21 protein-coding genes are annotated in these 24,651 nt (G+C 58.8%); 18 read left to right on the top strand and 3 right to left on the bottom strand.

The window, feature by feature from the left end:
* The first annotated feature begins 4 nt into the window (after nt 1-4).
* From BMY67_RS12935 to BMY67_RS12910, 6 genes are read left to right on the top strand one after another with little or no spacing between them, the layout of a single operon-like run.
* A complete protein-coding gene (locus BMY67_RS12935; protein ID WP_092772231.1) occupies nt 5-1,192 on the top strand; it encodes a glycosyltransferase family 4 protein in 1,188 nt (395 codons plus the stop codon).
* Between the two features lie 12 nt (nt 1,193-1,204).
* The gene (locus BMY67_RS12930; RefSeq protein ID WP_092772229.1) at nt 1,205-2,503 is read left to right on the top strand and encodes a glycosyltransferase family 4 protein; all 1,299 of its coding nucleotides are present in this window, start codon (nt 1,205-1,207) and stop codon (nt 2,501-2,503) included.
* An 11-nt stretch (nt 2,504-2,514) separates the two neighbouring features.
* Complete coding sequence (locus BMY67_RS12925; RefSeq protein WP_177189817.1) at nt 2,515-3,423, top strand: glycosyltransferase family 2 protein; 909 nt, start codon at nt 2,515-2,517, stop codon at nt 3,421-3,423.
* 38 nt (nt 3,424-3,461) lie between these two features.
* Complete coding sequence (locus tag BMY67_RS12920) at nt 3,462-4,328, top strand: glycosyltransferase family 2 protein (RefSeq protein WP_177189816.1); 867 nt, start codon at nt 3,462-3,464, stop codon at nt 4,326-4,328.
* 3 nt (nt 4,329-4,331) lie between these two features.
* Nucleotides 4,332-5,588: a glycosyltransferase gene (locus BMY67_RS12915; protein ID WP_092772223.1), complete on the top strand. Its 1,257-nt coding sequence runs from the start codon at nt 4,332-4,334 to the stop codon at nt 5,586-5,588.
* Entirely contained in the window at nt 5,588-6,718 is a 1,131-nt protein-coding gene (locus BMY67_RS12910; protein WP_092772221.1) for a glycosyltransferase family 4 protein, read from the top strand. Before BMY67_RS12915 ends, BMY67_RS12910 begins: the two co-directional genes overlap by 1 nt.
* Nucleotides 6,719-6,908: 190 nt before the next feature.
* Here the strand turns inward: BMY67_RS12910 and rffA are convergent, their stop codons facing one another.
* On the bottom strand, nt 6,909-8,084 hold the full coding sequence (gene rffA, locus BMY67_RS12905) for a dTDP-4-amino-4,6-dideoxygalactose transaminase (protein WP_092772219.1): 1,176 nt from the start codon (nt 8,082-8,084) through the stop codon (nt 6,909-6,911).
* Between the two features lie 139 nt (nt 8,085-8,223).
* On the opposite strand from rffA, the gene BMY67_RS12900 reads away from it, so the two are divergent.
* On the top strand, nt 8,224-9,291 hold the full coding sequence (locus BMY67_RS12900; protein WP_092772217.1) for a glycosyltransferase: 1,068 nt from the start codon (nt 8,224-8,226) through the stop codon (nt 9,289-9,291).
* On the opposite strand, the gene BMY67_RS12895 is transcribed toward BMY67_RS12900, so the two are convergent.
* Nucleotides 9,243-10,613 carry a hypothetical protein gene (locus BMY67_RS12895; protein ID WP_092772215.1) on the bottom strand — a complete coding sequence of 457 codons (1,371 nt, stop codon included), beginning with the start codon at nt 10,611-10,613 and terminating at the stop codon, nt 9,243-9,245. The genes BMY67_RS12900 and BMY67_RS12895 overlap by 49 nt on opposite strands.
* Before the next feature lie 165 nt (nt 10,614-10,778).
* A complete protein-coding gene (locus BMY67_RS12890) occupies nt 10,779-12,089 on the bottom strand; it encodes a tol-pal system protein YbgF (RefSeq protein ID WP_092772213.1) in 1,311 nt (436 codons plus the stop codon).
* A gap of 111 nt (nt 12,090-12,200) precedes the next feature.
* On the opposite strand from BMY67_RS12890, the gene BMY67_RS12885 reads away from it, so the two are divergent.
* The 11 genes from BMY67_RS12885 to BMY67_RS12835 all read left to right on the top strand — a co-directional run bounded on the left by BMY67_RS12885 (nt 12,201) and on the right by BMY67_RS12835 (nt 24,538).
* The gene (locus BMY67_RS12885) at nt 12,201-13,115 is read left to right on the top strand and encodes a M20/M25/M40 family metallo-hydrolase (RefSeq protein WP_177189815.1); all 915 of its coding nucleotides are present in this window, start codon (nt 12,201-12,203) and stop codon (nt 13,113-13,115) included.
* Nucleotides 13,116-13,372: 257 nt separating this feature from the next.
* Complete coding sequence (locus BMY67_RS12880) at nt 13,373-15,574, top strand: sodium-translocating pyrophosphatase (protein ID WP_092772209.1); 2,202 nt, start codon at nt 13,373-13,375, stop codon at nt 15,572-15,574.
* Nucleotides 15,575-15,876: 302 nt separating this feature from the next.
* Nucleotides 15,877-16,416 (top strand): hypoxanthine phosphoribosyltransferase, encoded by a 540-nt coding sequence (gene hpt, locus BMY67_RS12875; protein WP_092772207.1) that lies wholly within the window; start codon nt 15,877-15,879, stop codon nt 16,414-16,416.
* Nucleotides 16,417-16,537: 121 nt separating this feature from the next.
* Nucleotides 16,538-17,161, top strand: a complete 624-nt coding sequence (locus BMY67_RS12870; protein ID WP_092772205.1) for an adenylate kinase — start codon at nt 16,538-16,540, stop codon at nt 17,159-17,161.
* A 229-nt stretch (nt 17,162-17,390) separates the two neighbouring features.
* Complete coding sequence (gene obgE / locus BMY67_RS12865; protein WP_092772203.1) at nt 17,391-18,386, top strand: GTPase ObgE; 996 nt, start codon at nt 17,391-17,393, stop codon at nt 18,384-18,386.
* A gap of 230 nt (nt 18,387-18,616) precedes the next feature.
* Nucleotides 18,617-19,159 carry a nucleotide exchange factor GrpE gene (locus tag BMY67_RS12860; protein ID WP_092772201.1) on the top strand — a complete coding sequence of 181 codons (543 nt, stop codon included), beginning with the start codon at nt 18,617-18,619 and terminating at the stop codon, nt 19,157-19,159.
* A gap of 186 nt (nt 19,160-19,345) precedes the next feature.
* Nucleotides 19,346-20,488, top strand: coding sequence for a molecular chaperone DnaJ (dnaJ, locus tag BMY67_RS12855; protein ID WP_092772199.1), 1,143 nt, complete (start codon nt 19,346-19,348; stop codon nt 20,486-20,488).
* 299 nt (nt 20,489-20,787) lie between these two features.
* On the top strand, nt 20,788-21,270 hold the full coding sequence (locus BMY67_RS12850; protein ID WP_245745040.1) for an RNA polymerase sigma factor: 483 nt from the start codon (nt 20,788-20,790) through the stop codon (nt 21,268-21,270).
* Nucleotides 21,270-21,893 carry a hypothetical protein gene (locus BMY67_RS12845; RefSeq protein WP_092772195.1) on the top strand — a complete coding sequence of 208 codons (624 nt, stop codon included), beginning with the start codon at nt 21,270-21,272 and terminating at the stop codon, nt 21,891-21,893. Before BMY67_RS12850 ends, BMY67_RS12845 begins: the two co-directional genes overlap by 1 nt.
* Nucleotides 21,894-22,043: 150 nt before the next feature.
* Complete coding sequence (locus BMY67_RS12840; protein ID WP_092772193.1) at nt 22,044-22,988, top strand: ABC transporter ATP-binding protein; 945 nt, start codon at nt 22,044-22,046, stop codon at nt 22,986-22,988.
* Nucleotides 22,989-23,152: 164 nt separating this feature from the next.
* Complete coding sequence (locus tag BMY67_RS12835) at nt 23,153-24,538, top strand: ABC transporter permease (protein WP_092772191.1); 1,386 nt, start codon at nt 23,153-23,155, stop codon at nt 24,536-24,538.
* The last annotated feature ends 113 nt before the right edge of the window (nt 24,539-24,651 follow it).

The raw sequence follows: 24,651 nt of genomic DNA, 5'->3' as shown, positions 1-24,651 counted from the left end.
CGGTATGAGAATCCTTATTTCTACGTGGTCGCTGCAGGTTGGGGGCGGCGAAATACTAGCCATGAATCTGGCGGCCGAGCTGGCCCGGCGTGGCCACGCGGTGTACGTTTTCAACCAGCGGGCCGAACTGATCGACCACGACCTGGTGAAGCGGCTGCTGCCTGCCGGGGTGAAGGTGCTGTCCATGCTCGATCGGCCGCAGCGCAGCTTCTGGTCGTACAAAATAAATGCGCTGCAGCAGCGTCTGGGTATGGTTCCCGGCTTCTACCAGCAGCAGCAACAGGCCTATCTAGCGGCATGTCTGCGCCGCTACCGTGTCGATGTGGTGAGCAGCCACGCAACCTATTCTGATGCGTTAAGCCTGCCAGTTGCCCAAAAGGCCGGCATTCCCCTGGTTATTACCGAGCACGGGGAGTACAACCACTTCCTGGCAACGGGCCGCCGCGACTTTGTGGGTGTGCTGCGGGGGGCCGCGAAGGTGGTCGCCGTATCCGACTACTGCCGGGTTAACCTGACCCAGGCTTTTCCCGGGCTGCCGTCGATGCAGACTATCTACAATGGCGTAATCACCAACGCCACGTACACTGCCGCCGCCATGCGCGGGCAGCTGGGGCTACCGGCCGATGCATTTGTTGTAGGAATGGTGGCCCGGGGGCGGGCCGACAAAGGCTGGCAGCAGGCCATTGATGCGTTTCGCCGCCTGAGCCAGCAGCCCCGGCTCCGGCCGTTGCGGCTGGTGCTGGTAGGCGGCAGCGAGTACCTCGACGAGCTGGCCCACACGTACGCCGCCGAGCCGGATATTATCTTTGCCGGCCGGGTGCCCAACCCCGACTTCTATATCGCCGGCTTCGATGTGGGCCTGCTGCCCACCTACTTTCCGGCCGAGGCGCTGCCACTGGTACTGATCGAGTATATGAGCTACGGCTTGCCGTCGATAGCTACCGGGGTAGGCGGTATTCCCGAGCTGCTGGCCTCTGCGGTCGGGCCCACCGGCCAACTCATTTCGCTGGATCCCGTTACGCAGCAGCCCCGCCCGGATGAACTGTTTCAGGCTCTGGAGCGCTACTACCTCGAACCCGCGGTGTACAACGAGCACGCGGCCAACGCCAGCCGGGCTTCGCAGCACTACACGATGGGCTCCTGCACCGACCAGTACGAGGAGTTGTTCGAGCGTACCATCGCCAAACAGTAAGAAAAGAACCACATGAGAATACTATCAACTACGCTGTGTTTGGAGAAGGCTGGTTCTCATGTGTTGGCGCTTTCATTGGCTTCTGCCATGGCCGAGCAGGGCCATACCGTCTACCTGTTTAATCAGGGTGAGCAGTTGGTCGATAAGGGCATGGTGGCGCAATACCTCAGCCCCAAAGTGCCGGTTATAGCCATGGACCGCTATCCGCTGGTTAATAAGCTATGCTGGAAAATAAATGCCCTGCTCTACCGCCTGGGTGCCCGATTCTCTTTTCATGAGAAATGCAAAACCCTGCTTCTGCTGTTTGCGGTAATCTATTACCGGATTGAGGTAGTGCATGGGCACGAAGTGCTGGTAGAAAACTCACGACTGACTACGCTGTGCCGCTGGCTGTCGGTTCCGGTCGTGATTACCGACCACGGCGGCTACTCGATGCTCATCAAGATGGGCAACTGGTCGTTCGTACCTTTCGCTAATCTGGGCAAGGCCGTGGTGGCGGTTTCCAACAACGCGGCGCAGCTGCTCCGGCATTCCGGGGCCACGGCCTTCTCAGAGGAGATGCGGGTGCTTGGCGCCCGGATTATGGCGGCCGATTTCCAGTCGGAGCACAACACCGTGCAGCAGGGCCAGAACGCTGTTACAGCCCCACTTACAGTGCCGGTCGTAACGATTTACAACGGGGTACGGGCGGCCTCTGCTGCCGTGCTGAGCCAAGTGCCCGATCGGCGGGAGCTGGGCATAGAGCCCACCGACCTGGTGTTTGGCATGATAGGCCGTGGTACCGAGCAAAAGGGGTGGCACTACGCCGTTGATGCTTTTCTGCGCCTGCTGGAAAACAATCCTGATCGGGCAATGAAGTTTCTGTGCATGGGTGAGGGCCCTGCCCTGGATGACATCCGGACCCGCCTGGGGGGGCAGCAGCCTGCAATTATCTTTGTAGGCAACGTCGATAATCCTCACCAATACATGCCGCTGTGCGATATCGGCCTTATGCCTTCGTGCTTCTCCGAAGGATTGCCACTGTCCATCATCGAGTTCTACGAGCACGGCATTCCGGTTATTGCCAGCAACTTAGGCGGTATACCGGAAATAATAACTCCGGCCAACGAAGCGCCGGGTGGCCAGCTGGTGGCTATGCAGCCCCAGGGTACTCCCCAGCCCGAGAGTTTGCTCAGCTGCATGCAGCAGTACATCGACGCTCCCGCAGCGTTGGCAGCGCACGGGCAGGGGGCGCGCCGCATTCGCACCAAATTTGATATGGATACCTGCGCAAAGGCATATCAGCAGCTTTTTACTGAAATTCTTGCTTAATGCTTACCGCTATGGTTCAGGTTTCTGTTATTATAATCAATTACAACACCTTTCAGCTCACGAGTGAAGCTATTGCCTCGATTCAGCAGCATACCAAAGGAGTCAGCTACGAGATAATTCTCGTAGATAACGCTTCCACCGAGTGCAGCCCGGCGCTGTTCACCGAGCGTTTCGGCAACTCCATCAAGCTGGTACAGAATCCGGATAATTCCGGATTTGCCAAGGGCAACAACCTGGGTATTCAGCACGCTTCGGGCGAAACAATTCTGCTCTTCAACTCGGATGCGGCCTGCCTGAATGATGCCCTGACGCTGACGTACGAAGCCCTGGCAGCCGATCCGAAATTGGGTATAGCTACCGCCCGCCTGGAATTTCCTACCGGCCAACTGCAATACCAATGCGGCCGTTTCCCTTCGGCCCGCCTGCAGCTGGTCGAACTACTGCGCCTGCAAAAACTGCTGGGGCCGGCCCGTGCGGGCCGGCTGCTTCAGGGAGGCTTTTTCCACCACCTGTCGGATAGTGAGCCCGATTGGGTGTGGGGGACTTACTTTCACTTCCGCCGCCAGATACTGACCGAACTGCCGGGACAGCGGCTGCCCGATGAGTTCTTCATGTACGCCGAAGACCTGGAGTGGAGCTACGCCATCCGGAAACTTGGTTACAGTATCCGCTACGTTGCCAGCGCCCACATACTGCACCATTTTTCCCAGAGTACGCGCCGCGAAAAGCAACTGAATCAGCAGCGCATGATCCTGCAGAACGAGGATGTGTTCCTGCGCCGTGAGTATGGAGCGGTACGCACCAAGGCATACTATCTCACTCGCTGGCTGGGATTACGGCTGCTGCGCAATCCAGATAGCAGCCAGGTAGAACTGGCCAGGCAGTACAAGCGTTTGCTGCAAAATAAAGGCCTTTTATAATAGCAGTGATGACGTCGTCCCCTTTCTTTTCAATTGTAATGCCCTGCTACAACCGGGCAGATATTCTCGCCGCTACCGTAGAAACTATTTTACAGCAGCAGGAAACGGATTTCGAACTGTTGCTCATTGATGATGGCAGCCGCGACCAGACACTGGCGGTAGCCCGGGAAATAGCGACAACTGATGCCAGAATCCGGGTGTTCACGCAAGCCAACGCAGAGCGGGGTGCCGCCCGCAACCACGGGTTGCGGCAAGCCAAGGGGCAATACGTAAACTACTTTGACTGCGACGACGAAATGTATCCCCGTCATTTGCGGGCAGTGAGGGAATACGTCAGCCAACATGACCAGGTAGAAGTTGTGCATGTCGGGTATGAGATAATTGCCGATGACGGCCAGGTGTTGGCGCAGGTCAAAGATTTCAGCCGGCAGACGACAAATGAAGCCCTGTTGCACGATAATTTCCTTGCCTGCAATAGCGTATTCGTACGACGCGACGTGGCACTGGACAACCCCTTCGTGGAGGATCGTCGGTTGGCTTCGGCGGAGGATTGGGAGCTGTGGCTGCGCATTGCCAGCCAATACACATTCCATAGTATAGAAGAGTGCACCTTTTGTTTGCGCGAGCACGATGGCCGCAGCCTCAACACCATCGCCCCCGATGCCATACGGGTGCGGGATGAGTTTTTTGCTGAACTCATGGCGGGCAATAAGAACTTTGCCCGACGGTATCCGAAGCAGGTGGATTACTTTGTGGCCAACCGCTACACGTTTATAACGCTCACGCTTGCCTTGACCAAGACCCGACGCCTGGACACGCTACGCTATCTGGCTAAAGCCGTGCAGGCCGATCCGACAGTTCTGTGGCGGCGGCGCTTTCTGGCCTCTCTCAAGCACCTTTTCTAAGCCATGACCAAGCTACAGGAGAATCCGCCGTTGCTGCTGCTGATTCCTAATCTGGGAATGGGAGGAGCACAGCGGGTATTTGCAGATCATGCGCAATTGTTCGCGCCCACCTACCGGCTTACCGAGTGCGTATTCAATCTGGAGCAGGCTGATGGCTATATTCCGAGTGGGGAGTTGCTGACACTGGCAGTGGCTGGTGGTGGGGGCGTACTATCCCGGATGGGCCATTTCTGGCAGCGCTGCCAGAAGCTGCGGCAGATAAAAGAAGCACGCAGCATAGCGGTAACTATCAGTCATTTAGAGGGGGCAGACTATGTTAATATCCTGAGCGGGAATACTGGTAAAAAGATCCTGTGTGTTCACGGCTCAAAGCTGCACGACCGAAATATCACCGGTCCATTAGGCTGGCTACGCCGTCGTCTGCTTATTCCGGTTCTGTATAGCCGGGCCTCGTACGTAGTAACCGTGAGCCAGGGTATTCGGGCAGAACTGGTTGATGAGATAGGTATACCTGCAGACCGAGTCGGAGTAATTAATAATTATTTTGATGATAGCCTGATTCGTCAGCGGGCCGCCCAGAGCTTACCGGAACCCTACGCCGGAATTATGGCGACCTACCCCGTAATAGCTACTGCTGGTCGGTTTGCACCGGAGAAGAACTTGCTTGCTTTGCTTGATGTATTTGCCGGGGTCAGGCAGAGAAACCCGACCTGTAAGTTGCTGCTCGTCGGACAGGGTGAACAGTACAAGGCTATTGTTGCCCGTTGCCAGGCGCTGGAGTTACCAGTTTATGAGGCAACGGATGCTCCAGGGCAGGCAGAACAGGCAGCAGTGCTACTGGCCGGCTTTCAGGACAACCCGCACAAATTTATTGCCCGTAGTACTTTATTTGTCCTGCCTTCTTTAAATGAAGGATTTCCTATGGCTTTGGGTGAGGCGATGGTTTGCGGGCGGCCGGTTATAGCGGCAGACTGCCCCACGGGGCCCCGGGAAATACTGAGCGCGGCTGCCGATGTAGCTGTCCGGAACATTCGGCGGGCTGAGAAGGCTGATTTCGGTTTTCTGATGCCCGTATTGGATAAAACAGACTCTCTACAAAGTGACCAGCAGATTTGGGTAGATACATTGTGTGCGCTCCTGGAAAATGAAGTTGAGCGACAGCGTTTAGGAAACCTTGCTAGTAAGCGCATGCAGAACTTCACGAGAGAAAAAGTGGCGCAACAGTGGCTTGATCTAGTACAGAAAGTTCTGATAGCTTAATGCGTCGGCCTGCCAAAATCATAATTGTCGACAATTCGACGGCCATAACCGGAGCCCTGATGGCTATGCGCAACGCTACCGACCAGCTGCGCGACCGATACGAGTTTGTGTACGTGCTGCCCAGCGGCAGCAAGGGGCGGGGGGTGCTGGAAGCGGCCGGTTACCGGGTGCACCAACTGCCCTTCGTGGAAATCAGCAAGCGGGTGCGCAGCTTGCTACTCTACGGACCCATGCTGCTGCTCAACGGCTGGCGGCTGGCGGCGCTGGTGCGCCGGGAGCGGGCGGGCGCAGTGCACATGAACGACTTCTATAACCTGACGGGCGTGGTAGCGCGGCTCCTCACCGGGCGGCCCCTGATAACCCACGTGCGGTTTCTGCCCCATACGCAGATGCAGCCGCTGGCGCGTACCTGGCGCTGGGTGGCTGAGCATCTGGCCCAGCGGGTGGTCTGCGTATCGGAGGCCGTATACTCGTATTTCCGGCCACTGCCCCAGGTGCAGGTCGTTTTCGATCCGGTTCCGGAGGGTGAGAAGTACCCACCGACTGACCTGACGGCCCGCCCTGATGGTACCGTACGAGCCTTGTTTCTGGGCAACTACATTATGGGCAAGGGGCAGAACTTCGCCGTGGAAGCATTTAAAGCGGCTTATGCGCAGCAGCCCAGCCTGCGCCTGCACTTCGCGGGTGGCGACATGGGGCTGGAGAAAAACCGGGCCTACCGGCGGCAGCTCGAAGCTGCGGTGTCGGCGGCCGGCTTAGCGCAGGTCGTGACCTTCGGCAGCTTCGTGCAGGATGTAGAAGCGGCCATCAAACAGGCCGATATCGTGCTGAATTTTTCCGAATCGGAATCCTTTTCGCTAACCTGCCTCGACGCACTCTACTTCGGAACCCCATTAATTGCTACCGACTGCGGAGGGCCGGCTGAGTTATTCGAGTCCGGCCGTTCGGGGATTTTAGTGCCTAACCGGGACGTGCCGGCCATGACCCAGGCGCTGTTGGCACTAGGTGCCGACCCGGAGCTGCGCCGTAAGTATGCCGCTGCGGGCCGGGAGTTCGTGCGCCATAAGTTTCGGGCCGAGGCCACGTATGAGCAGTTGGGGAAGCTGTACGCGGCGGTGCTGGCGGAGTAGGGGAGCGGGGCGTCCAGCGGCCAGGTGGCAGACTCTACGTGCCTGCTGTTATGCCGGTCGGTCGTTAAGCGGGCTGCTGACACGGTGTAGGGTGCGGAGCTTAGCTTCGCTGTCCTTCGGTTGTCCCCGCCCGTTGTTGGGCGACAGTTGCTGGATTCGTTAAACGGTGGGCGGGGGCAAGACCCGCACCCTACAACGTGCGATGTGACTTCCGCTTATAAAAGTTTTCGATACATCTAATTATCCGGTCCTGCTGCTCAAATTGCAAATCGTGATAGAGCGGCAGGCGAATCAGCGTCTGGCCGAACCGGTCGGCGTTGGGAAGCAAACGGCCATCGTGCCGGGGGGCGTAGTAGGGGCTGGCGTGCAGGGGGAGGTAGTGGAACACGGCCAGAATGTGGTGACGCAGCAGGTAGGCCAGCAGGGCGTCGCGCTCGGTTCTGGATGAGCAGCACAGGGCGAACAGGTGCCAGTTGGGCTGAGTGCCAATGGGGGGGGCAGGCAACAGTTGGAAAGTCCCGGCAGCAGCTAGCGGACCGAGTGCGGCGGCGTACCGCTCCCAGAGCTGCTGCCGCCGCTGCTGGATGATCTTACGGGACTCCAGCTGCGCCCATAGATAGGCGGCGTTCAGTTCGGAGGGCAGGAAGGAGGACCCCACGTCGACCCATTCGTAGCGCGCTGCTTCGCCCCGGGCAAAGGCGGCGCGGTTGGTGCCCTTTTCCCAGATGATTTCAGCGCGGGCGGCCAGCCGTGGGTCGTTGACGGCCAGCAGGCCCCCTTCACCGGCACTCAGATTCTTGGTTTCATGGAAGGAGAAAGCAGCCAGATGGCCAAAGGTACCCAGGGAGCGGCCCTGGTAGCTGGCTTCAATGGCCTGAGCGGCGTCTTCGACCACCCACAAATTGTGGCGCTCGGCCAGTGCCAGCAGGGCTGCCATATCGCAGGCCTGGCCGCCATAGTGCACCGGTACAATAGCGCGGGTGCGCGGCGTGATGAGGGCTTCAAGCTGCGCAACATCCAGATTGGGATGATCGGGGCAACTGTCGGCAAACACGATGCGGGCCCCGCGCAACACGAAAGCGTTGGCCGTGGAAGTGAACGTGTAGCTGGGCACGATAACCTCGTCGTCGGGCTGGATATCGAGTAACAGGGCCGCCATTTCCAGCGCCGCAGTGCCACTGGTTGTGAGCAAAGCCTTCGCAATGCCGTACTGCTGCTCGAAAAACTGCTGGCAGCGCCGGGTAAATTCACCGTTGCCCGAAAGCTTCCCGGCAGCGGCCGCCTGCCGGATATATTCGAGCTCCGGCCCTGCTAAATGCGGGCGGTTGAAGGGAATAAAATCAGCGGGCAGGGGCGAGGGCAGCATGAGGGTAAGGGGGCTAGCTCAAAGATACCAGTCGATGCCGAAGCATAGGCTGCGCGGCCGGGCAGCTTATCGAAGCCAACCGCGTTACCTTTGTTCCCTACTACCGGATTGCGCTTCCGCCCGGAGTTTATAGTTACGTATGCAGATTCTTTTTCTGGTTCCTTATCCTACCGGTAAGGCCCCATCGCAGCGGTTCCGGTTCGAGCAATACTTCGACGCCCTTGATAAAGCTGGCTATAAGTACCGGGTAGCGCCGTTTATTTCGGAGGCTACCTGGCGCATTCTGTATCTGCCTGGCCACCAGGTGCGCAAGGCGCTGGGCATTCTTGGCGGTTTTGTGCGGCGTACTGCCCAACTGCTTACGGCGGGCAAGTACGACTATGTCTTCATTCATCGGGAGGCTTCGCCCATCGGGCCACCCATATTTGAGTGGCTACTGGCGAAAGTATGGGGTAAGAAAATTATCTACGATTTCGACGACGCCATCTGGATTCCCAACACCTCGGCGGCCAATAAAATCGTGGCGGGCATCAAGTGGCATCACAAGGTGGAAAGCATTTGCCGCTGGGCCTACAAGGTGAGCTGCGGCAATGCCTATTTGCGCGACTACGCCCGGCAGTTTAACCCACGGGCCGTCATCAATCCTACTACCATCGACACCGAACACCTGCACAATCAGGTCCGCGACCAGACTGCCCCGGGCCGGCTGGTTATTGGGTGGACGGGTACGCACTCCACGCTTAAGTACATTGCCCAAGTGGTACCGGTGTTGGCTAAACTGGAACAGGAATTCGACTTCGAGTTCCGGGTAATTTCCAACCAGCCGCCCGAATTGCCCCTGCAGAGTTTAGTGTACCAGCCCTGGCGCAAGGAAACCGAAATTGCCGATCTACTGGCCTTTCACGTGGGGCTGATGCCGCTGGAGGATGATAAGTGGGCCCAGGGCAAGTGTGCGTTCAAGGCCCTGCAGTACATGTCCCTGGGCGAGCCGGCCCTGGTTTCGCCGGTTGGTATGAATACCGAAGTGGTAACGGATGGCACGAATGGCAATATCTGCACGACCCCGGACGAGTGGGAAGCTGCCCTGCGCCGTTTGCTACTTGACCCCGATCTGCGCACCCGGATGGGGCTGGCGGCCCGCCAGACGGTGGAGCAACGCTACTCGGTAGTGGCTAACGAGCCAAATTTCCTGGCTTTGTTCAGCTGAACCGTGGTGCCTGTTTTGGGCCGGCTCCTGGTTTGAGCCATCGACTGCATGATGTACAGGGCGGCTAAGTAAAACGGCATCAACGGGATTTTGTAGCGCACCAATGTGCCGAAATTGCCACTGTTTACTCCTACCCCTACCGCAAATATGAGGCAGAATAAAAAGCTGAATAAGAGAATAGGGCGTGCCGCAATTAAGCGTAGGCCTTTCGAAATTCCTGTGCGATAAAATAGAGAAATAGTTAAATAAATGAACAGCGTAGCCTCCAGAGCTGACAATAACATAACCGGGTTATTTGCTTCGAAGAGAAAGGGACGGTATAGCGAGACGATGATGGCCTGAGGGGCTACTTTTACGATAGAGCCGATAGAGCCATCAAGTTGGCCAATATTGTAAGATGAACCGCTACTGACATACGTGCTCAAATACTCCTGCGTGATTTTAGTGCGTTCCCCTATTTTATCAACATCAAACCGTTCATCGCCAGCGGTCAGGTTGGTGGCACCAAAATAAGCCGAGCCCAGGCCTACCAACAAAAACAAAGGTTTTAGAAATAAGCGCACCGAAGCACTTTTGATGCGCTGGTTGTTCTCGTTGAAAACCCAGAGTAAAGCTGGTGGCATAAAGGAAAGCAGGATATACACCTTCACCGAAATCAGCACATATATGCCAATCCCACCCAGAGTAAGGGCCGTCGGTATGCTTTTGCGCTCTATAAGTGCATGATAGAAACCGTAAAAGACCCATCCTAATGCCCCCATGCACAAGGAGTCCTTTAATAGTCCGGAGCCCCAGAAAAATACTGAGGGTAAAAAGAATACGGCAATAGCGAGTTTCTTATAGGCCAGGGGATATATGCGTAGAAATGTAAGATACATTGCCCACATTCCCGAGAAACTGAGCGCAGCGAAAAACAGGCCGATAATCGAATAAGTATTGAAGCATAACAAAGCAAAAAATGCAGCCACACGAACAACAAAGTATTCAGTGGCAGAGTCATACCAGTACATCTGACCGGTGTATTTTATTGTCAACGGATCGTAAACTGCCGGTCCGAAGATTAACTTGAGCCCTAGTGCAGGAGAGTCGCTGAAAGCCTGGTAAACTATTTTTACGTGCGTGTAATAATTGAACGTATCGCCGCCACCATAATAAAACTGGTAAATCAGGCCCAGCGAAATAGCCCCCAGAAATTTGACGGACAGCGCCGGGATAAAATACTTTTTGGTTAAAGCGTTTGTAAACCGCTTACGCACCGCGAAAGCCAGCCCGTAGAACAGGGCCAGATAAAACGGCGTCAGGAAGAGGTCCTTTAAGTCCATATATGGAAGCGAATAGAGGGCGCTGCTGGCAGTAATAGCGTAAAGTACGTCATGCCAAATTCACAAAGAGCCTTGCAGGCAATTTCAAGCCTTCCGCTAAGCGGGCTTGGCAAGGACAGCTTAACCAGCTTCCGGTTAAGCTGATGAACACTTAAGTCTGCGACCCTACTTCGCTGCCAGATACTCCCGGGCTTCCTTGTACTGCTCCGACTTCCGGTCGGATTTCTCCAGGATGACGGTGTAGTAGCGACGGGCCGAGCGGGTATCCTTGGCATCAGCGGCGAGACGGGCCAGAGCCAGGTTGGCGAACAGATAGAAGCCGTAATTCGTTTCACCGTTCTGCTCGGCAAATACGATGCAGCGCTGGTAGTAGTCGCGGGCCTTATCCAGGTTCTTGTACTTGTGCTGCATGAAGTAAGCCAGGAAGTAGGTGGCATAGCGGCCACCGTTGGCTTCGTAGCCGGGCAGGCCGCGGCCCAGCTTATCGAGCATGTCGCGGCTTACCCGCTCGCACTCGTGAAACTGGCCCTCGCGGAAGCAGGCATTGGCGTAGTTGCGCTGGAAGAAGGCGTTGTCGGGGTAGGTGGTGGCCAGGTAGCGGGCTACGGGCAGGGCTTCGGAGTGCTTATCTTCCTCAATGAGCAGGATGCGCATGAGGTAAGTACGGGCTTCGGGGCCCACGTAGAAACCGTTTTCGGCTACGTTGCGCAATTGCTGTAAGCCCAACTGCTTGTTGCCCTTCGGAAAGAAGAGCAACACGGGTTTGAGCAGCGGGTAGTTTTCCGGAATCCAGACGGCATAATAGTTGAACAGCGCCTGCCCGAACAGAAATTCCGGGCTTAGGCCGTTGGCTTCCTTGCTTTTATCGAGGTAGTCCAGGCAGCGTTTGGCACTCACGGTAGCCTTGCGCCAGTCGCGGCGCTCGGCGTGCAGACGGGCGTCGAAGCCGTAGCCGGCAGCCAGGAAAAAGCAGGCTTCGTAGTTCTTATTGTCTTTCCTGTAGAGCGCTTCGGCCTTGGTTATCGTGGTATCCATGTAGGCAAAAAACTGCCGGTCATAGATCTTGGTTTGAACGCCGGTCGGCACGATTTTCCACCAGGTGCTGAGTCCGAGCAGGAAGTAGGGCAACGGGTGGCTGGGGTAACGGCGGCGCAGGCTCCGGAACTGCCGCTCGGCCTTGTCGTACTTGAAGTTGTAGAGGTTGTACACGGCCCCCTCCAGCTCGGTCTGTATATCCTTGTCGAGCAGCAGCCAGCCCGAAATATCGATGGCGGCCGGAGCCACATCAACATTTTCCAGCTTCACCTGCCGGGTCGAGTCGGGCAGCAGATCGGAGTGGGTGGAGTCGGGGCCCATCTTTTCCGAGCGGGTAGCCTCAGAGGGCGGGGGCGGGGTAACCGCCGGCTGCTGGGCACGGGCAACCCAGGGTAGCAGTAACAGCAGGAAGGAAAAGAATAATTGTAACAATTGACGCATACGCTCGGCAAGTCGCGGCGGCAGGCTAAAGTGAAAACGGGCCCGCTGCTGCCCGACGGAAAGGCTAAAGTAGAACTTTTAGCGCTATTTTGGACAAAAAAAATACAGCGAATGGAGCTTTTACGCGCTATGTGCCAGATTCCGGCCCCTGCCGGCCACGAAACCCAACTCACAGAATTTGTGCTACGTTACGTGCAGCAGCATCAGGCCCAGTGGCACACGGCCCCAAAGATACTAGCCGGGTCGGAATTTCAGGATTGCATTATTCTGGTGTTTGGTAGACCCCGGACCGCCGTTTTTGCCCACCTCGACAGCATCGGCTTCACCGTGCGCTACGGCCGGCAACTGGTGCGCATCGGCGGGCCGGTGGCCGAAACCGGCTACCGGCTGGTGGGGGAGGATTCGCAGGGGGCTATCGACTGCCTGCTGGTCGTGGACGACCATACCGGCGCCCTGAGCTACGACTATCACCGCGACCTCGACCGGGGTACGGAACTGACATTCTACTGCGACTTCCGCGAAACCGAAACCACTGTGCAGAGCTGCTACCTCGATAACCGACTGGGCGTCTGGAATGCGTTGCGGCTGTGCGAAACGCTGGAGCACGGCATCGTGGTCTTCTCATGCTGGGAGGAGCATGGCGGCGGCTCAGTAGCCTACCTGGCCAAGTACATCTACGAAACCTACGGTGTACGCCAGGCCCTAATTTCGGATATCACCTGGGTAACCGAAGGTGTGCAGCCCGGCCAGGGCGTGGCCATCAGCCTGCGCGACTCGCTGATTCCGCGCCGCGCCTACGTGGACCGCATCCGCCGGATTGCCGCGGCCTCGGGCATCCCGCACCAGCTGGAAGTGGAGGGCAGCGGCGGCTCCGACGCTAAAGAACTGCAGCACGGCGCCCAGCCCTGGGACTGGTGCTTCATTGGCGCCCCCGAAGACAATGTGCATTCACCCGACGAAATTGTGGACAAGCGGGATGTGGAGAGCATGTTGGCACTGTATCAGGTACTGATAAAGGAGTTGTAGGAAAGCGGCAAGCTACAAGCCGCAAGCTTCAGGCTGACCACACTGCCTTCTGGCAGACAAGGAAGAGCCCATCACGTCGAGAGTAGCTGTTTTTTGGGCTACTTGGTGTGATAGGGCTCTTTGCTTTGCTGAACTAGTAGGCGGTCAGCTTGAAGCTTGCGGCTTGTAGCTTGCCGCTAACCCATTGGGTATTGGGTAATAAACTCTATTTTACCCCACCTAAACGCTTCCTCAACCAAACCCACTTCCCACCGCTTATGATGCCTGTTCTTTACGCTGTGCCCGTACTGGGCCTTTTTGCGCTTGTATATACCTGGGTGCGCTCGGGCTGGGTGAGCCGGCAGGACGCCGGCGATGAGCGCATGCGCACCATTGCCGGCTACATTGCCGATGGCGCCATTGCCTTCCTGAAGGCGGAGTATAGGGTGATGGTCATCTTCGGCCTGATTGCCTCGGCCTTTCTGTTCTATCTGGGCAGCACGGGCGAGAAATCGAGTCCCGTGATTGTTATTGCCTTTATTATTGGCGCGTTCCTTTCGGCGCTGGCGGGCTACATCGGGATGAAGATTGCCACCAAGGCCAACGTGCGCACGGCCCAGGCGGCCCGCACCAGCCTGAGCAAGGCCCTGAACGTGTCGTTTTCGGGGGGCTCGGTGATGGGCATGGGCGTGGCCGGACTGGCCGTGATGGGGCTGGGCTCGCTCTTCATCGTCTTTTACCAGCTGTTTGTGGTGAGTAAGGGCGGCACGGCCAACGGCATCGAGATGGAAACGGCCCTGGAGGTGCTCACCGGCTTCTCGCTGGGGGCCGAAAGCATTGCCCTGTTTGCCCGCGTGGGCGGCGGCATCTACACCAAAGCCGCCGACGTGGGGGCTGACCTGGTGGGCAAGGTGGAAGCCGGCATCCCGGAAGACGACCCCCGCAACCCCGCCACCATCGCCGACAACGTGGGCGACAACGTGGGCGACGTGGCCGGCATGGGCGCCGACTTGTTCGGCTCCTACGTGGCCACCATTCTGGCGACCATGGTGCTGGGCCGTGAGGTTATTGCCCGCGGCGACCAGTTTCAGGGCCTCTCGCCCATCCTGCTGCCGATGGTGATTGCCGGCATGGGCATCGTGGCCTCGTTGATTGGCATTCTGCTGGTACGGGTGAAGGAGGGCGGCAACGTGCAGGCGGCCCTGAACTTCGGCAACTACGTGTCGGTGGCCGTGTCGGCGGTAGCCTCGTTCTTTATCATCCGCTGGATGCTGCCCGCCGAAGACCTCGTGATTCGGGGCGTGACGTTTAACGCCATGAGCGTGTTCTGGGCCGTGGTGGTGGGCCTGGTGGTGGGCACGTTGATGAGCATCATCACCGAGTACTACACGGCCATGGGCCGGCGGCCGGTGCTGAGCATCGTGCGGCAAAGCTCCACGGGCCACGCTACCACCGTTATCGGCGGGCTGGCCGTGGGCATGGAAAGCACCGTGCTGCCGATTCTGGTGCTGGCGGCGGGCATCATCCTCAGCTACGAGTTTGCGGGCCTCTATGGCGTGGCCATTGCCGCCGCCGGTATGATGGCCACCACGGCCATGCAGCTGGCCATCGACGCCTTCGGCCCCATTGCCGATAACGCCGGCGGCATTGCCGAAATGAGCGACCTGCCCAAGGAAGTGCGCGAGCGAACCGATATTCTGGACGCCGTGGGCAACACCACCGCCGCCACGGGAAAGGGCTTCGCCATTGCCTCGGCGGCCCTCACGTCGCTGGCCCTGTTCGCGGCCTTTATGGGCACGGCCAACATCACGAGCATCGACATCAGCAACGCGCGGGTGCTGGCGGGGCTGTTCGTGGGGGCTATGATTCCGTTTATCTTCTCGGGCCTGGCTATTTCGGCCGTGGGGCGGGCGGCCATGGCCATGGTGCAGGAAGTGCGGCGGCAGTTCCGCGAGATTCCGGGCATCATGGAGGGCACCGGCCGGCCCGAGTACGAGAAGTGCGTGGCCATTTCCACCCAGGCCGCTATCCGCGAGATGATGCTGCCGGGTGCTATTGCCCTGGTGGTACCGGTGCTGGTGGGCTTCACCTTCGGGCCCGAGGTGCTGGGTGGCACGCTGGCCGGCGTCACGGTGAGCGGGGTGCTGATGGCCATCTTCCAGAGTAACGCCGGCGGGGCCTGGGACAACGCCAAGAAGTCGTTTGAAAAGGGCGTGCTGATTGACGGCGTGATGCAGTACAAAGGCTCCGACGCCCACAAGGCCTCCGTTACGGGCGACACGGTGGGCGACCCGTTCAAGGACACCTCAGGACCCAGCATGAACATCCTCATCAAGCTGATGAGCATCGTTTCGCTCGTAATTGCTCCGCACATTGCCGCTCCTTCGCGCGGCGTAGTGCAGGCCCCGGAAGTGCCGGCCAGCCACATACGGATGGCGGCCCCGGCAGCGGCAACTGGTGCAGTAGTGGTGGTACGGTAGGGCAGGAGGCCGGAAAAAGAAACGCCTGTCCTCCTGAGCCTGCGAAGGACCTGTACAGAAGGTAATTCCTCGTAATAGCTTCTGTACAGGTCCTTCGCAGGCTCAGGAGGACAAGTGACTTTGCGGACGATGGCAGGTGGCTTTGCGAACCCAAATCAGCAACAACTCTTTGCTGTTGGCTTCGGTATAGGTCCTTCGCGGGCTCAGGAGGACAGGCGGCTTTCCGGGTGCCAGTCAGCAACAACTAACCGCTAAAGCCTACCTTTGACCTGCCTATTGACTTTGCGCCCAACCTCAAGCGGATGAACCCCGACCATATTACGCTGCACGACAAAGAGTTTAAGCCTTATTTGTCGGCCCGGGAGCTGACGGCGGCCATTGCCGAAGTGGCCGGCCGCATCAATCAGGATTATGCCGGCCGGCAGCTGCTGTTTGTAGTGGTGCTCAACGGCTCGTTCATGTTCGCCGCCGATTTGCTCAAGCACATCAGCCTGCCCTGCGAGGTCTGCTTTATCCGGGTGGCCTCGTACCAGGGCACCAGCAGCACCGGCGAAATCCAGGAAGTGCTGGGCCTGACCGAGGAGCTGCAAGGCCGCCACGTGGTGCTGGTAGAAGACATCGTAGACACGGGCCACACTATGCGCATGCTGCTCGATACGCTGGGTGCCCAGCAGCCGGCCTCGCTGGAAGTCGCCACGCTGTTTCTCAAGCCCGAATGCCTGCTCCACGAGCTACCGCTGCGCTACGTGGGCCTGCCCATCCCCAACGACTTCATCGTGGGCTATGGGCTCGACTTCGACGGTTTGGGCCGCAATTACCCCGACGTCTATCAGGCCGTATAAGCCGGACTGCCGCTGCCGATGCCGGATTCCGGCCGTAGCTTTGCGCGGGGCGTTTGCCGTTTCGTGCTTATATTTCCCAACCCCCCCCCATTTTATCCTTCCGCGTAACTCCTCGCTGCTCATGCTCAATCTCGTACTCTTCGGCCCTCCCGGAGCCGGTAAAGGCACGCAAAGTCAGAAGCTGATTGCCCGCTATAACCTGGTTCATCTCTCGACCGGCGACCTGCTGCGGGCCCAGATTACCCGTGGCACCGAGCTGGGCCTGCAGGCCAAGAAGCTCATGGACGAAGGCCTGCTGGTGCCCGACGAGGTGGTTATCGGCATGATTGGCTCGGCCCTGCAGGAGAACGAGCAGGCCGCGGGCTTCATCTTTGATGGCTTCCCGCGCACGGTGCCCCAGGCCGAGAGCCTCGACCGGCTGCTGGCCGAGCACGATACCAAGGTAACGTGCATGGTGGCCCTGGAGGTGCAGGAGCAGGAGCTGGTGAAGCGCCTGCTGGAGCGGGGCAAAACCTCGGGCCGCCCCGACGACCAGGACGAGTCTAAAATCCGCCGCCGCGTGACGGTGTACAACACCGAAACGGCCCAGGTAGCCGGCTACTACGCCGCCCAGAACAAATTTCACGCCCTGAACGGCATTGGTGGCATCGACGAAATCTTCGGGCAGATCTGCGCCATTCTCGACCAGCACCAGCCCGCCGCCCCCGAAGGCAGCCAGCAGGCTACCCAGGAAGTAAAAGCGTAACTTTGCGGCTGTTGAAATAGAGCAGCTTCCAAACCCCCTGTCATCCTGAGCATGTGGCGCATCAAGCCAGTGTCGAAGGACCTTACTACGGTAGCACTGTCGCAACAACGATTCGTGCTGCCTTAACAAGGTCCTTCGACACTGGCTTGATACGCCACATGCTCAGGATGACAGGTTTTTTCACCTCCGCTTCTATTCTCCTGGCTTTTACCTTCTAGCTCCTCCAGATTTGGCTTCCAATAACTTCATCGACTACGTTAAAATCAATTGCCGCTCGGGTCGGGGCGGGGCGGGCTCGCACCACTTCTTCCGGGCCAAGGGCCTGCCCAACGGCGGCCCCGATGGCGGCGACGGCGGCCGCGGCGGCCACATCATCCTGGAAGGCAGCTCCCAGCTCTGGACGCTGCTGCACCTGCAGTACAAAAAACACCTGATTGCCGAGGCCGGCGAAGGCGGCGGCGAAAACCTGCGCTCCGGCAAGCAGGGCCAGGATATCATCATCCAGGTGCCCCTGGGCACCGTGGCCCGCGACGCCGAAACGGGCGAGAAGAAGCTCGAAATTACCGAGGACGGCCAGCGCCTGATTCTGACGCCCGGCGGCCGCGGCGGCTTGGGCAACGACCACTTCAAGTCGGCCACCAACCAGGCGCCCCAGTACGCCCAGCCCGGCGAGGACGGCATCGACGAGTGGGTGATTCTGGAGCTGAAGCTGCTGGCCGACGTGGGCCTGGTGGGCTTCCCGAACGCGGGCAAAAGCACGCTGCTCTCGGTGGTGTCGGCCGCCACGCCCAAAATTGCCGATTACGCCTTCACCACTCTCACGCCCAACCTCGGGGTGGTAGCCTACCGCGACTACAAGTCGTTTGTGATGGCCGACATTCCGGGCATTATTGAGGGCGCGGCCGAAGGTAAGGGCCTGGGCCACCGCTTCCTGCGCCACGTCGAGCGCAACTCGATTCTGCTGTTTATGATCAGCTGCGACTCGCCCGACATCAACGCCGAGTACCAGGTACTGCTCAGCGAGCTGGAGCAGTTCAACCCCGAACTACTGGACAAAAAGCGCCTGTTAGCCATCAGCAAGTCGGATATGCTCGATGAGGAGCTGGAGGCCGAAATCCGGGCCACGCTGCCCACCGAACTGCCCACCATCTTCATTTCCAGCCTCACCAACAAGAACATTCAGCCGCTGAAGGACCTGATCTGGACGGCGCTGCACGCGGAGTAAAGGGCCGATTGAACGAGTAGGGTGCGGGGCCTGTTCCCGCTTGTTGTAACCGAACAGTATTCGCTTGATTAGGCGGTATCGGTCAACAACGAGCGGGAACAGGCCCCGCACCCTACTCGCTTTTTGTGCCAACCTGGCAGCCAGACAGCCTTTGGCCTATTGCTTGCAACCGGCCCCTTGCCTACATGGCTAATCCAGTGAAAAACCCTTTCCGCCGATATTTTACGACTATGGCTGACGAGCAGAACCTGCCCCAGGACGACAATATGACCGACCCCGCCACCGCTGCCGCTGGCGAAATGACCGACGAGACGACGCCCGAAACCGACGCCCCGGCGGCCGGCTCCGAGCTGGCCGACCTTAAGGATAAGTACCTGCGCCAGGCGGCCGAATTCGAGAACTACAAGCGGCGCACAAGCAAGGAGCGCATCGATTTGTTCAAGAGCGCCAACCAGGAGCTGATGGCCGTGCTGCTGCCCGTGCTCGACGACTTCGATCGGGCCCGCCACCATACCCAGGACACTCAGGATGCCGGCACCGTGCGCGAGGCCGTCGATATTATCCAGAACAAGCTGATTAAAACCCTGGAACAGAAGGGCCTGACCCCGATGAACGCCGTGGGCACCGCCTTCGACCCCGAGTTGCACGAGGCCATTGCCCAGGTTCCGGCCCCGTCGGAAGACCTTAAGGGCAAGGTGGTGGACGAGGTGGAGAAGGGCTACTACCTCGGCGACAAAGTGCTGCGCCACGCCAAAGTGGTGCTGGGGCAGTAAGGGCTGAGCTGACAGCTTTTAGCTGTTAGCTTTCGTGCCGTTTGACCAAACACCGCGCCTGAGCGCAACAAGAGCGAGTAGTCGCTCCGGACAACTACATGCCGCTTTCGATTTAATCATCAGTCGAAGACAAAAAGCAGAACAAAAGCTAACAGCTAGTAGCTGTCAGCTAACAGCCTAACAACTATGGCAACCAAGCGAGATTATTACGAGGTGCTGAGCGTGGCCAAAAACGCGGCGGGCGACGAGATTAAGAAGGCCTACCGCAAGGTGGCCATCAAGTACCATCCCGATAAAAACCCCGACGACCCCACGGCCGAGGACAAGTTCAAGGAAGCCGCCGAGGCCTACGAGGTACTCAGCGACGAGCAGAAGCGCGCCCGCTACGACCGCCACGGCCACGCCGGCATGGGCGGCGGCGGGGGCGGCGCCCAGAACATGGAGGACATCTTCAGCCAGTTCGGCGATATTTTCGGCGGCGGGGGCTTCGAGAGCTTCTTCGGCGGCGGCCGGGGCCAGCAGGGCGGACGGCGCGTGCGCAAGGGCTCCAACCTGCGCATCAAGCTCAAGCTCGATCTGGAGGAAGTCGCTAATGGCGTCGAGAAAAAGATAAAAGTGAAGCGCTACGTGGCCTGCGAGCCCTGCTCGGGCACCGGCGCCAAAAACGGCACCGACCTGAAAACCTGCCAGACCTGCCAGGGCCAGGGCCAGGTGAAGCGCGTGGTGAACACCATGCTCGGCCAGATGGTGAGCGCCAGCACCTGCCCCACCTGCGAGGGCGAGGGCAAGGTAGTCACCAGCACTTGCGACGTGTGCAAGGGCGACGGCCGCCAGCTGCATGAGGAGGTCATTCCCATCAACATTCCGGCCGGCGTGGCCGAGGGCATGCAGCTGAGCATGACCGGCAAGGGCAACTTCCCCGAGCGCGGCGGCGTGCCCGGCGACCTGCTCATCCAGATTGAGGAGGAGCCACACGAGCTGCTGCGCCGCGAGGGCAACAACATCATGTTCGAGCAGTACATCTCATTTGTGGATGCCGCGCTGGGCTCCAACATCGAGGTGCCGACCATCGAAGGCAAGGTGAAAATAAAGGTGGAGCCGGGCACCCAGCCGGGCAAAATCCTGCGTCTGCGCGGCAAGGGCATCAAGGACATCAACGGCTACGGCCGCGGCGACCAACTTATTCACCTCAACGTCTGGACGCCTAAAAGCGTGAGCGGCGAGGAGCGCGAGTTGCTCGAAAAGCTGCGCGACTCCCGCAACTTCATGCCCAGCCCCGGCAAAAACGACAAAGGCTTCTTCGAAAAAGTGAAGGAGTATTTTCAGTAGGAACGCGGATTAGCGCGGACCTGATACAAGCTGAATTGAAAACGCCCGCTTCCCAAAAGGGAGGCGGGCGTTTTCAGTTCAGCTTGTTTTGGTTTGCCATACTGCTGATATGAATTTCGGCCTGTTTTGCCGACCGGTTGCCACTTTTGACGGATCAGGCCGCTTGGTTGCTACGACGGTACGTTATCTGGCAGGGAAATAAATTATCCTGCTTCTGTAATGCTTGCCGGAAACGGCCGATATATGCTGCAAATGTTATCCTGATGGCATCTGCCCCGCTTGCGCCGGAATTCCTGGAAATGCTCAACGTCCACCAGCCCCGGCTGCGGCGGGTGGCGCGCTTGTACTGCCCCGACGCCGACGACCGCCAGGACTTGTACCAGGAAATCGTGCTGCAGCTGTGGCGGGCGTGGCCGCGCTACGAGGCCCGGCCCGAGGTGCAGGTAGGCACCTGGCTCTACCGGGTGGCCCTGAACGTGGCCATCTCCGACCTGCGCCGCCGCACCCGCCACCCGGCCGCCGCCCGCCTGCCCGGCCCCGCCGACGGCCTGCCCGAGGTTCCCGCGCCCCCGCCCGAAGGTCCTGACCCCGACGACCTGGCCGAGCTCTACCGGGCTATTGCCCGTCTCTCCGACGTCGAAAAAGCCTTTGTGCTGCTTTATCTCGAAGAGAAAACTTATGCCGAAATGGCCGGCATCCTCGGCATCACCCCAAACAATGTGCGCGTGAAAATGCACCGCGTGCAGGAAAAGCTTCGCCAACTTCTAACCCAACCCGCCTGATGGAACTCGATGACTTACGTGGTAAGTGGCAGGCGCAAACTGCTTCCGACACCGCCGATGCGCACGATGCTGCCGGTTTAGCCCTATTACTGGCGCGCAACTCCGCTAACCCGGTTGGTAGGATGCGGCGTAATGCCTGGATGGAAATTGGAATGGTCGTGTTGATTTTTGCCGGGTGCATAGCGGCTGCAATAGTCTCTAACGATGCTTATTACCTGACTATGGCCGCTTGGATGGCCATTATGTGCCTGCTTAGTGGCTTATACTTTCGGTATAAGCTGGCGTTGCTGTATAGTTTGAGTGATGCCAGCGGTGCCCTGCTCGACATAGTACAGCAGCGCCTTACCAGCCTGCGCGGCTTGGTTGCTCTTTACTTTCGGGCAACTATGTGGTCGTTGCCCATATCGCTGGGAATTGGACTCCTATTTATTGGCGGACGCATCGCCCAGAAACTTGAGGGTCAGAAGCTGCTGCTGAGCATGAGCATTTTGCTGTTGGTCTTTGCATTTACTGGCCTGTGTGCCTACTTCCTGACGCGAAGATTTACCCATTGGTATTTGCAGCGCCTTTATGGCCAGCACCTCGACCAGCTGGAAGCGGCCCTGCGCGAGTTGCGGGACTGAGGCGGCCGGTTGGTTGAAAATCGTCCAACTAAGAATTCAGAAAACGCTACATTTAAGCTTCCGGTCAAAGGCAACGCCCTTAGTACGTGGCCGGGAATTGCTGTCTTCGGAACACAATGCTAACAGCTACTAGCCAACAGCTCAATATCAATGCAACCAGCCCTCGAAGCCCTGAACGTGCGCAAAGTCTATGGCGAGCACGTCGCCCTGAATGATGTGAGCCTGGCAATTCCGGACCGGAGCATTTACGGGCTGCTCGGGCCCAACGGCGCCGGCAAAACCTCGCTCATCCGCATCATCACCCAGATAACCGGCGCCGACGCGGGCGAAATCCGCATCCGGGGCGAGAAGCTGGCCCCGAAGCACATTGCCGAAATCGGTTACCTGCCCGAGGAGCGGGGGCTGTACAAGAAGATGAAAGTGGGCGAGCAGCTGCTGTACCTGGCCCGCCTCAAGGGCCTGAGCCGCACCGACGCCACCCAGCGCATCAAGGCCTGGGTGCAGCGCTTCGATCTGGCGCCCTGGGTGGAAAAAAACGTGGAAGACCTGAGCAAGGGCATGCAGCAGAAGGTGCAGTTCATCGCCACCGTGCTCCACGAGCCCAGCATTATCATCCTCGACGAGCCGTTCTCGGGCTTCGACCCCATCAACGCCAACCTCATCAAGGACGAAATTCTGGCCCTGCGCGACAAGGGTGCCACCATCATCCTGGCCACCCACCGCATGGAATCGGTGGAGGAGATGTGCGACAACATTGCCCTCATCAACCGCTCGCGCAAGGTGCTCGACGGGCCCGTCAGCGCCGTGAAGGACACCTTCCGGACTCAGACCTACTCGGTAGAGGGCCAGGGTCGGCTGATGGTGATGCACCCCGATTTTGAGGTGCTGGAGCACAACGAGCGGGAAAACGGCCACTTCCACGACATCATCCGGCTGCACGCCGGCACCACGCCCAACGATTTGCTGCGCTACCTCATCGGCAACGTGGAGGTGCACGCCTTCCGCGAGCTGATTCCGAGCATCAACGAAATCTTCATCCGGCGGGTGCGCGAAACCATGCCCGAAACGCTGCTCGAAGAAGCGCCGGCAGCGTAGCTTCCAAAGCGGTAAAAGAACGTCATGCAGAGCGCAGCGAAGCATCTCGCGTGCTGACGTTAAGTTAGTGCTGCAACGCCAGCACGCGAGATGCTTCGCTGCGCTCTGCATGACGTCCGTTTTTAATTGCATCCCAGACTCCCAGACCTTACGTTCTCAAAGCCATGCCTTCCAACTTCTGGCTCATTGCCCAGCGCGAGTACCTGACCCGGGTAAAAAAGCGCAGCTTCCTGATTATGACGCTGCTCGTGCCGCTGATTGTGGCTGCGTTCGGCTTCTTCATCGTCAAGATTGCCACTTCCGACAACGACACCCAGGACGTGGTGCAGGTGCTCGATACCAGCGGCCAGAACCTCGGCGCCCGGCTCGTTTCCACCAAGCAGATGCAGTTCAAGCCCGTGCAGGGGACGCTGGAAACGGTGAAAAAGGACTACCTGAAATCGGAGGACGACGGGCTGCTGTACCTGCCGGCTGGCCTGAGCCTGGAGGCGCCCAAGGGGGTGCAGCTCTATGCCAAGGGCAACGTGAGCATCCGCAAGCAGCAGGCCGTGGAAACGGCCCTCGACAAGCTGTTTTCGGAAGACAAGATGCGGGCCTCGGGTTTGTCGCAGGAAAAGCTTGATGCGCTGAAAACCAACATCGACGTAGCCAGCATCAACCTCGATGAAACCGGCAAGGAGAAAAACAGCAATGCGCTGGCCACCTCGGGCATTGCCTACGCGTTGGCGTTGCTGATTTACCTGTTCATTTTCATGTACGGCGTGCAGATTATGCGCGGCGTGGGCGAGGAGAAATCGAGCCGGATTATGGAGGTGATGCTTTCATCGGTAAAGCCGTTTGATCTGATGATGGGCAAGATTGTGGGCATTGCGGCCGTGGGCCTCACCCAGTTTCTGCTCTGGGGCATTTTGTCGGTGGGTGCTACCTCGGCCGTAACGGCGGTGTTTGCCGACAAGCTGGCCGCCACTGCTTCCACCGAAACTGCCGCCAATCCCGGCGGTGCCGAGCGGGCCGCCAAGGTAATGGGTGGGGCCGAAGTAGCCGGCACCGACAACGCCACCACCCCCGACGCGGCCGCCGCCGTATCGGAGCGGTTCAGCGTGTTTAAAGCCCTGCGCGGGCTGCCGCTGGGCATGATTGCCTTCGGCTTCGTGATTTACTTTTTGGGCGGCTACCTGCTGTATGGGGCGCTGTTCGGGGCCATTGGGGCGGCCGTAGACGACCAGACTGACACCCAGCAGTTCATGTTCCCGATAACCATGCCGCTGATTCTGAGCTACATTATTGGCGTGAGCGTGATCCTGCGCAACCCCGACGGGCCGGTGGCTTTCTGGATGTCGATGATTCCGTTCACCTCGCCCATTGCCATGGTTATCCGGCTGCCGTTTGGCGTGCCGGTGTGGCAGCTGGCCCTCTCCATCGGGCTGCTGATTGCCGGTTTTGTGTTCACCGTCTGGATTGCGGCCCGCATATACCGCGTGGGCGTGCTTATGTACGGCAAGAAAGTTACGTACAAGGAACTGTCGAAGTGGCTGTTTTATAAGGGCTAGAACAGCTCTGCGGACCTCTGCGAAACCCACTGCGCCCCTCTGCGGGAACCCGTCGTAGCAACGGTATTTCCCGCAGAGGGGCGCAGTGGGTTTCGCAGAGGTCCGCAGAGCTT

Origin of the sequence: Hymenobacter actinosclerus (genome assembly GCF_900111515.1) — a bacterium.
GTDB lineage: Bacteria > Bacteroidota > Bacteroidia > Cytophagales > Hymenobacteraceae > Hymenobacter > Hymenobacter actinosclerus.
This window is presented reverse-complemented; position numbering and strand designations above follow the sequence as displayed.